Source organism: Pseudoxanthomonas mexicana (assembly GCF_010093385.1).
GTDB classification, from domain to species: Bacteria; Pseudomonadota; Gammaproteobacteria; order Xanthomonadales; family Xanthomonadaceae; genus Pseudoxanthomonas_A; species Pseudoxanthomonas_A mexicana.
Genome location: NZ_PDWV01000041.1, coordinates 24,885 through 33,959 on the forward strand (window position 1 = coordinate 24,885; position 9,075 = coordinate 33,959).

Annotated in this window: 7 protein-coding genes and 2 pseudogenes; 6 read left to right on the plus strand and 3 right to left on the minus strand. The window is 68.8% G+C overall.

Annotated features, from left to right (window positions below; translation table 11 throughout):
• Positions 1-41: 41 nt before the first annotated feature.
• The 6 genes and pseudogenes from scpB to CSC76_RS14140 form a co-directional block, all read left to right on the plus strand.
• Positions 42-600 (plus strand): annotated as a pseudogene (gene scpB / locus CSC76_RS14115) (SMC-Scp complex subunit ScpB); the annotation flags it as partial.
• 265 nt (positions 601-865) lie between these two features.
• Positions 866-2,512, plus strand: a complete 1,647-nt coding sequence (locus CSC76_RS14120; protein WP_162110635.1) for a pseudouridine synthase — start codon at positions 866-868, stop codon at positions 2,510-2,512.
• A 90-nt stretch (positions 2,513-2,602) separates the two neighbouring features.
• On the plus strand, positions 2,603-3,763 hold the full coding sequence (locus CSC76_RS14125) for an NAD(P)/FAD-dependent oxidoreductase (protein WP_238394983.1): 1,161 nt from the start codon (positions 2,603-2,605) through the stop codon (positions 3,761-3,763).
• Positions 3,764-3,832: 69 nt separating this feature from the next.
• On the plus strand, positions 3,833-4,612 hold the full coding sequence (locus tag CSC76_RS14130) for a ferredoxin--NADP reductase (RefSeq protein ID WP_162110636.1): 780 nt from the start codon (positions 3,833-3,835) through the stop codon (positions 4,610-4,612).
• A gap of 89 nt (positions 4,613-4,701) precedes the next feature.
• Entirely contained in the window at positions 4,702-5,229 is a 528-nt protein-coding gene (locus tag CSC76_RS14135; RefSeq protein WP_162110637.1) for a TlpA disulfide reductase family protein, read from the plus strand.
• Positions 5,226-6,008 (plus strand): alpha/beta hydrolase, encoded by a 783-nt coding sequence (locus CSC76_RS14140; RefSeq protein WP_162110638.1) that lies wholly within the window; start codon positions 5,226-5,228, stop codon positions 6,006-6,008. The genes CSC76_RS14135 and CSC76_RS14140 overlap by 4 nt, the downstream gene beginning before the upstream one ends.
• Here CSC76_RS14140 and CSC76_RS14145 read toward each other — a convergent pair.
• The 3 genes and pseudogenes from CSC76_RS14145 to CSC76_RS14155 all read right to left on the minus strand — a co-directional run bounded on the left by CSC76_RS14145 (position 5,993) and on the right by CSC76_RS14155 (position 9,016).
• Entirely contained in the window at positions 5,993-6,400 is a 408-nt protein-coding gene (locus CSC76_RS14145) for a hypothetical protein (protein ID WP_162110639.1), read from the minus strand. The genes CSC76_RS14140 and CSC76_RS14145 overlap by 16 nt on opposite strands.
• Positions 6,397-6,878 (minus strand): annotated as a pseudogene (locus CSC76_RS14150) (glutathione peroxidase). Before CSC76_RS14150 ends, CSC76_RS14145 begins: the two are co-directional and overlap by 4 nt.
• Positions 6,879-6,982: 104 nt before the next feature.
• Entirely contained in the window at positions 6,983-9,016 is a 2,034-nt protein-coding gene (locus CSC76_RS14155; RefSeq protein ID WP_238394984.1) for an amidohydrolase family protein, read from the minus strand.
• Positions 9,017-9,075: the final 59 nt, after the last annotated feature.

Here is a 9,075-nt window from a genome sequence, read left to right on the forward strand (position 1 = left end):
GCCGGGCCATCGCCCGCCGCACTTCCGAACGACAGGACCGCATGGATCAATCGCTCATCAACCGCATCGTGGAGGCCGCCCTGCTGGCCGCCACCCAGCCGCTGACGCTGGCCCAGCTGCACGGCCTGTTCCCCGAGGACGAGCCCGCGCCGGAAGGCAGTGTCGAGCAGGCCCTGCAGCAGCTGACCGAAGCCTGCGCCGACCGTGGCGTCGAACTGGTCGAAGTCGCCTCCGGCTACCGCTACCAGGTCAAGGCCGACGTGCACGCCTGGGTGGCGCGCCTGTGGACCGAGCGCAAGACCAAGTACACCCGTGCCACCCTGGAAACGCTGGCCCTGATCGCCTATCGCCAGCCGATCACCCGCGGCGAGATCGAACAGGTCCGCGGCGTGGCAGTCAGCAGCAACATCATCCAGGCGCTGGAAGAGCGCGAATGGATCCGCGTGGTCGGCCATCGCGACGTGCCCGGCAAGCCTGCGCTGTTCGGCACCACCAAGGCCTTCCTGGACTATTTCGGCCTGAAGCGCCTGGACGAACTGCCGCCCCTGTCCGAACTCAAGGACATCGGCGAACTGGAACCGCAGCTTCCGCTGGATGGCGCCCCGCTGCCGGTCAGCATCGCCAGCGGCGATGCCGTCGACGGCGAACAGGAAGGAAGCACTACTGTCGCGGACGATGACGGCGATGCCCGTGCCGACACGGACGGCGACGGACACCACGACAGCGCGGCATCGGACGATGCCGGCGAAGACACCCCCTCAGATGACGCAGGCGACGACGCCGGCGACACCGACGAACCTCAACCCCAAGATGACGACGCCGCTGCTTCCGACCAGGAAGACCGGGCACCGTCGGAGCAGAAACAATGAGCAACACCCCCAAGAAGCCCTCGCTGGGCAAGCTGTCCCTGAAGCGCGAAAGCGCCCCGACCGAAGCCCCGCGCCTGGAAGAGCGCCTGCACAAGGTGCTGGCGCAGGCCGGCCTGGGCTCGCGCCGCGCGCTGGAGCAGCGCATCGCCGATGGCCTGGTCAAGGTCAATGGCGAAACCGCGCAGACCGGCATGTCGGTCAAGGCTGGCGACAAGATCGAGCTGGACGGCAAGACGTTCGTGGCCAGCGCACTGACCGAACCGGCGCGCGTGCTGATCTACAACAAGCCCGAAGGCGAAGTCACCACCCGCGAAGACCCCGAAGGCCGGCCGACGATCTTCGAAGCCTTACCCGCCCTCAAGGGTGCGCGCTGGATCGCGATCGGCCGCCTGGACATCAACACAACCGGCCTGCTGCTGCTGACCACCGACGGCGAACTCGCCAACGCGATGATGCATCCGTCGTACGAGGTCGAGCGCGAGTACGTGGTGCGCGTGCGCGCCCCGGAAGGCCAGGAAAGCGTGCCGGACAACGTCGTCGACCGCCTGCGCCGTGGCGTGGCGCTGGACGACGGCCCGGCGAAGTTCGACGAGATCGAACGCATCGGCGGCACCGACTCGCACGACTGGTTCCGCGTGGTGGTCAAGGAAGGCCGCAACCGCGAAGTGCGCCGGCTGTGGGAATCGCAGGGCTGCCAGGTCAGCCGACTGAAGCGCGTGCGCTACGGCAAGGTCAGCCTGCCGCAGCCGCTGCTGCGCGGCCAGTCGCAGGAACTGCCCGATGCGCAGGTCGAAGCGCTGCGCAAGGACCTGGGCCTGGAGGACGGCACGCCCGCCGCGCTGACGCTGCAACCGGTGATCGGCCAGCGCAAGGCCTCCAAGAGCACCGTGCACGTGGGTGGTGGCCGCAGCGGCAGCGCCTACGTCAACGGCCACAACAGCGCCGACGAAGGCCGCGAGCTGCGACGCTTCGACCATGTGCGCGAAGACCGCGGCCGCGGTGGTCGCGGCAAGAAGCCGTATGGCGGCCTGACCGTCAGCGGCGAACAGGCGGCGAAGCAGTCGCAGCGTCCGTTCAAGCAGCGCACGCCCAAGGGTCCAAAGCCGTTGCCCGAAGGCAATCCGGCGGCGTTCCGCAGCTGGTACGTGCCGGAGGGCGTGGACACCGGCCCCGCCGGCCATCGCAATGCCGGCCCCGGCGGCCCGAAGAAGCCCTACGGCGGCAAGCCGGGGGGCCGTCCGGGTGCCGGCGGCAAGCCCGGCGGCGGTGCAGGCAAGCGGGGTCCTGGCGGTGGACAGGGCGGCTTCGGCGGCGACCGCTTCGGCAGCGACCGCGCGGGCTTCGGCGCCGAACGTGGACCGCGGGGCGCGCAGGGCACCGCGGGCAAGCCGCAGCGCGCGGCGCGTCCTTATGGCCACCCTGCCAGCGCCCCCAGCTTCCCGTCCGATCACGCCAACCCCGGTTTCAATCCCTACGGCCAGCAGCCGCGCGGTCCCCGTCCGCAAGGCCGTCCGGGAGGCGGCGGCAATCGCCCGCAACATGCCGGCCCGCGACCGGGTGGGCGACCTGCCGGAGGACGCGGCCCCGGCGGCCGTCCTGGCGGCGGGGGGCAGCGTGGTCCCCGCAGCGGCGGACACGGCTGAGGCAACACGGAGAAGGCGCCCATCGGCGCCTTCTTCGTTTCCGCGGATCGGGCGCCGCGACTTCATGGCGACTTCATCGCCGCTCCCCGCATGGCCCGCACCCTGCATCGCCTTCCGCGATGGAGCCCGTGCCCGGACATGCAGGACAACAACTATGACGTGATAGTCGTGGGTGCAGGATTCGCCGGCCTGGCCTGCGCCCACCAACTGGCCCTGCACGGCCTGGCGGTATGCGTGATCGACCGCAAACAGGATCTGGGTGAACGCGTGCACACCACCGGCATCCTGGTGCAGGAGGCCTGCGATGCGCCCTTGCTGGCCGGCATGCCGCCAGCGCTGCTGCGTGCCGTGCCGCACGTTCGCCTGTACGCGCCGAACCTGCGCAGCGTGCGACTGGGTGCGGACGGATACCGCTTCCACACCACCGACACGCCGGCACTCATGCGCTGGCTCGGCGAACACGCCGAAACCTGCGGCGTCGAGCTGCGTCGGGGGGGCCCGTTCCGCAATGCCGTGCGCACGCCTACCGGATGGCAGGTCGAAGGCGTGGGTCGCGCACGCGTGCTGGTGGGCGCGGATGGCGCGCGGTCGCGGGTCGCCCAACGGCTTGGCCTGGGACGGGTGAAGCAGTTCCTCCACGGGGTGGAATACGAGTTCGATGGCGTGGCCCTGCGCGAACCGGACGCGCTGCACTGCTTCATCAGCAAGCGTTTTGCGCCGGGCTATCTTGGCTGGATGGCACAGACACCGACGGGCGTGCAGGCCGGCCTGGCGCGGCGGTATCGGCCAGGGAACACACAGGCACCGGACATGGCCGGCTTCCTGCGCCACGTCGCGCCGATGATGGGGCTGTCGGTCACGCGGTCACCGGACAGCATCCGCGCCGGCCTGATTCCCTGTGGTGGCGCGGTCGGCCCGATGCGAGGGGACGACGTGGTGCTGGTCGGCGATGCGGCCGGCATGGTGTCGCCGCTGACCGCTGGCGGCATCCATTCGGGCCTGCGCCACGGCGCGACCATCGGACGCATGCTGGCCGGCCGCCTGGCCGGCGAATCGTCATCGGGTACTCCCGTTGCACCGCCTGTCCCCGGCTTCGCGTTCAAGCGCCTGTTGCGATGGGCGTTCGATCACGGGCAGTTCGACGCCCCGATGGACCTGCTGCTGACCGCGCGTCCCCTGCGGCGTGCCGTCGAGCAGCTCTGCTTCCATCGACGCGGGAGCATGACGCCGGATCCGCAGGGCGCGGATTGAGTACGATCAAGGCCGCCCCGGACCGGTCGGCTACAATATCGCGTTGAACCGACAGCCCAGACTTCCCCCATGTCCTCTGCGTTCGGCACCGAGACGGTGCTCGACGTCCGTCACTGGACGGACGCCTACTTCAGCTTCACCACCACCCGCGACGACGGTTTCCGCTTCGAGAACGGCCAGTTCGTGATGATCGGCCTGGAGGTCGACGGCAAGCCGCTGATGCGCGCCTATTCGATCGCCAGCGCCAACTGGGAAGAACAACTCGAGTTCTTCAGCATCAAGGTGGCCCACGGCCCGCTGACCTCGCGCCTGCAGCACATCCAGCCCGGCGACACCCTGCTGATCGGGCGCAAGCCCACCGGCACGCTGTTGATCAGCGACCTGCACCCCGGCCGCAACCTGTACCTGCTGGGCACCGGCACCGGCCTGGCGCCGTGGTTGTCGGTGATCAAGGACCCGGAAACCTACGAACGTTTCGACAAGGTCATCCTGACCCATGGCGTGCGCCACGCCGAGGATCTGGCCTACCGCGACTATTTCGAGAAGGAACTGCCGCAGCACGAGTTCCTCGGCGAGACCATCCGCGAGAAGCTGCTGTACTACCCGGCGGTGAGCCGCGAGGCTTTTCCCAACCACGGTCGCCTAACGGATCTGATGGCCAGCGGCGCCATGACGCAGACGCTGGGCATCGAGCCGCTGGACGCCGAACGCGACCGGGCCATGATCTGCGGCAGCCCCCAGATGCTGGCCGACTTCCGCGCGCTGCTGGACAGCCGCGGGTTCAGCGCCGCGCCTCGGATCGGCACACCGGGCCAGTACGTGTTCGAACGCGCCTTCGTGGAGAAGTAGACCCCGCGATGCGCCGGCTGCGCGCACGGCCATCGAAACCCTGCGCACAGGTGCTACGCTCGCGGCTACGTCCTGGGGAGGATCCGCGCATGATGCGTTGCCTTTGGCTGGCGGCCCTGTTGGCCGCGAGTAGCTGTGTGCAGGCTGCCGAGCAGCCCGGAATCGGGGAGCTTCCGCCGACCATCGGCCTGAAGGACCGCGGGGGCAACGTCATCGACCTGGCGGCCCTGCAGGGCAAGGTGGTCGTGGTGACGTTCTGGGCGTCGTGGTGCGGCCCCTGCCGCCGCGAACTGCCCATGCTGGGCAAGGTCCAGGAGGTCGTGGGACGCGAGCATCTGGAAGTCATCGCGGTCAACTTCAAGGAACCTCGCCGGGACTTCAACGCCGTGATCCGCGCCAACAAAGATCTGGACCTGACCTACGTGCACGACGAGCGCGGCATCGTCAGCGACCGCTACGGCGTCACCGCGCTGCCCAACATGTTCATCATCGCCCAGGATGGCCTGATCGCGCAGACGCACCGCGGATACTCGGAAGACGTCCTGCAGTCCTTCATGCAGGAACTGCTGGAACTTCTGCCGGAAGAAGCGCTGCAGCGGCAGGTCGACGCCCCATGAGCATCGCGCGCAGGATCCTGCTGTCGCTGGTCCTGTTCGCCACGACGGCGCTGCTGGGCGCGTGCCTGCCAGGTGGGGGAAATGCGCGCGCGCCGATACCGCAAGCACTGATCCCGGCCGGTACGCCGGCCACCCGACTGGTCGTGGTGCTGCCCGGACGCGGCGACGACATCGCGGCCCTGCGCACCAGCGGCATCGTCCCGGCGGTGCAGTCCGCATGGCCGGACGCGGATGTGTTGCTGACAGGCTTGGGCTTTGCCTATTACATGGAAGGACGGGCCCCGCAACGCCTGCATGCGGAAGTGGTATCGCCTGCCCGCCAGCGCGGATATCGCGAAGTGTGGCTGCTGGGCGCGTCGATGGGCGGCATGGGCAGCCTGATGTACGACCGCGCCTACCCGGGCGAAGCCGATGGCCTGGTCCTGCTGGCGCCCTACCTGGGCAAACGCCCGCTCATCGACGAGATCCGACGCGACGGCCTGGGTGCATGGGAAGCGGGGCCCGTTCCTGCCGCTGTGGATGCAGGCAACTACCAGCGCGAACTCTGGCGCCATCTGCAGACCTGGCAGCGCGCCCCCGACCGCACCCGGACGGTATGGCTGGGCTATGGCGCCCAGGACCGCCTGGCCGGCGCCATGCCGCCGCTGGCCGGGTTGCTGCCGGCCGACCATGTGGCGGTGGTCGACGGCGGCCATGCGTGGAAGGTGTGGTCGCCGCTGACGCAGCGGCTGCTGACGGCAGCCGGCCCGGCGCGCCTGGAACCTCAGCGTTCCCCGTAGCGGAGCCACAGCGCCGCGGCCGTCTCATCGGCGAAGATGCGCGCTTCGAATCCATGCTCGTTGGCCAGCAACCCGGCGAACTCGACCTGCGGGATCTGCTCGGCATGCCGCTCCACGTACGCGATGCGCACCGCTTCCATGCCCTGCCCCTGCATGGCCTGCACGAATTCGAGCAGTTGATCCGGCGGCGGCGGTTCGCCTTCCATGTCGTCGACGACCAGCAGGCCACGCGGCGACTGGCGACGCACCTCTTCGGCGATCGTGCGCCAGCACGCCAGCGTGGTTTCCAGCGACCCGTTCACGCCGGTCGCCCACGCGCGCAGACCGTAGTCCGTGCCCGCGAACTCGATGTGGAACACCGGGCCGTCGGCCGCGCCGGCCATGTCGCTCACCCAAGCGCAGCGCGGATGTCGCCGGCGATGGATTCCGGCGTGTCGGTGGGGGCGGACCGTTTGATCACCTTGCCATCGCGCCCCACCAGGAACTTGCTGAAGTTCCATTTGATGGCGCTGATGCCGAGCAATCCGCTCTTCTCCTGTTTCAGCCATTTCCACAGCGGATGCGCCCCATCGCCGTTGACGTCGATCTTGGCGAACAGGGGAAAGGTCACGTCGTAGTTCAGCGAACAGAAATTGCGGATCTCCGCTTCGTCGCCCGGCTCCTGGTGGCCGAACTGGTCGCAGGGGAAACCCAGCACCACCAGACCCTGCGAACCGAATTCGCGCCACAACGCTTCCAGGCCGGTGTACTGGGGCGTGAAGCCGCACCTGGACGCCACATTGACGATCAGCAGCGCCTTGCCCTGGTATCCGAAAGCGACCGCTCGCGGCCGTCGATGTCCTGGGCGGAAAAGTCGTAGGCAGTGGTCATGCGCGCGCTCCTGGAAAGGCGCTATCAGACCCCCGCCGCGCGATGCGGGCAAGTGGCCGCACGCCCCGCAGGAGGCCCCTGGCCACCCGCGCAGGCATGCGGGGTCAGCGCGCCGGTTGCACCTTTACCGGCGCAGCGAAGGGCGCGATGCCCAGCGCCTCGTGGATCTCGGCCGGGTAGTACGCCTGCCCGCCCTTGATCACCAGGGCCAGCTTGCGCACGTCGGCGATGTCGACGGTGGGGTCGCCATCCACCAACACCAGGTCCGCGCGCTTGCCGGGGCTGATGGAACCGGCCTCGTCCAGCGTCCGGCTGTACTTGGCGCCGTTCCAGGTGGCCACCTGCAGCACCTGCGCCGGCGTCAGGCCGGCCTGCACGTACAGTTCCAGCTCCCGCTGCAAGGTGAAGCCCGGCAGTTCGTCGGTGCCGGCGACCAGCGGCACGCCGGCGCGGTACATGCGGCCGGTGAAGTCGACCAGCTTGTCGAAGCTGCGCTTGTAGCGTGCGCCGGTGGCATCGTCGGGGATATCCAGTTCGGCGGCGCGGCGGCTGCGCTGCACGTCCGGCGGGAGGTGGTCGGCCACGTCGGCGACGATCGGCGACAGCTGTCCTTCGCGCTGGTGCAGGAACTCGAACGTCGCCAGCGTGGGGTCGATGACGACCTGCTTCTTCGCCAGCTCGGCGATGAAGTCCTGCACCGGCTTGCTGTCGAAGTCCAGCCCGTCCGTCCTGTCGGCCACCAGGTAGAAGCGCGCCAACGTGCGCGTGTCGGTCTCCGGGGTGACGAAGAAGTTCAGCATCACCTGGTTGATGTGCTGGATTTCGTCGTAGCCCTGCTCCACCACGTCCCGCGCCCGCATGAAGGCGGGCACGTGACCGCTGACGCGGATGCCGCGCTGGTGGGCGTAGGCCGTCGTGTCGCGCAGGATCTCCTTCGGGAACGAATTGTAGATCTTGATCTGCGGGTACCCGTGATCGACATACCAGTCGATGGCCTGCTTCGCGCCGGCCAGGTCCTTCACCACGAAGCCACCCTGCGAGGAGTGCGGGCTCTGGCCCTCGATGTAGCCGGCCGGGATCACCCGCGGATGCATCAGCGTGCCCGCCTTCTCCTCGGCCATCAGCTGCTGCAGGGTGGCATTGTCGTTGCCCATGTCGCGGGCGCTGGTGACGCCGGCCGCCAAGTGCAGGCCGCCCTCCCAACTGCTTGCATGCACGTGCATGTCGTACAGGCCCGGCAGCAGCACGCGGTTGCCGGCGTCCACCACCTGTTGCGCGTCGACCTTCGCCTGTCCCGCGGGCGACACCGATACGATCCTGCCGTCGCGCACGACCACGTCGGAGGGCCCGCCAAGTACGGCCTTCTCACTGTCGAACACCCGCGCATTGCGGATCAGCGTGGTGCCGGCCAAGGGATGCGCCAGGCGCTGCTGCAGCGCCACCAGCGCCTCGCGCTCGGCGACCTTCTGGCGCGCTTCCAGGGTGTTGGCCGTGCCCTGCCAGCCGTCCTCGATCAGTTGCAGGAAGCCCGGATAGATGTACGCGAACATGCGTGGCTGCGCCTCGCGCGTCACCCACACGAACGATGGCGTGAAGCCGATGCCGGTCAGCGCCAGCAGGTCGACGGTGCGCGATTGCGAACCGCTGCTGATGTCCATCGATGCCAGCCTGCGCTGGGTCAGCGTGCCGCTCGGCACCAGCGGCAGCTTGCCATCGGGACGCCTGGCCAGGGCCGCCAGGGCCACGGACGTGGTCGCGGGCGTGCCACCCAGGGGCGTGTACAACGCGGTGTCCGTGAACGTGTGCGTACCCGCGTCCGATGTGCTCTTCCAGCGTCCCGTGTCGCCGTCGCGGGTGAAGGTCTCGTCCACCGGCGCGCCAAAGGTGGAAACCCCCTTCACCTGGTAGCGCTGGAAAGTCCCGTCCGCGGCCAGCTGGTACTCCTCCTTCAATTCCGGACCGCGTCCGTTGTCCTTGAAGATGAAGTCCACCCGGGTAACGCCGTCGTCCCCGGTGGTGACCGTCTGTTCGCCGGCCTTCTTGCCACCGTCCACCAGGGCCACGTACTTCAGGGTTTCGGCGGCCAACGCCGAGGGCACCAGCAACAACGCGCAGCACAGGGCAAGGACGGGCTTCACAGGATTCTCCGGAAGGGGCGCTCGGCGCATTCTGCCGCAGATTGAGGCCCTGCCCTCCC

Coding starts and splice junctions, on each gene's coding strand:
- CSC76_RS14135 (WP_162110637.1), top strand. CDS start 4,702: ATGATGCGTTGCCTTTGGCTGGCGGCCCTGTTGGCCGCGAGTAGCTGT.
- CSC76_RS14140 (WP_162110638.1), top strand. CDS start 5,226: ATGAGCATCGCGCGCAGGATCCTGCTGTCGCTGGTCCTGTTCGCCACG.
- CSC76_RS14125 (WP_238394983.1), top strand. CDS start 2,603: ATGGCCCGCACCCTGCATCGCCTTCCGCGATGGAGCCCGTGCCCGGAC.
- CSC76_RS14120 (WP_162110635.1), top strand. CDS start 866: ATGAGCAACACCCCCAAGAAGCCCTCGCTGGGCAAGCTGTCCCTGAAG.
- CSC76_RS14130 (WP_162110636.1), top strand. CDS start 3,833: ATGTCCTCTGCGTTCGGCACCGAGACGGTGCTCGACGTCCGTCACTGG.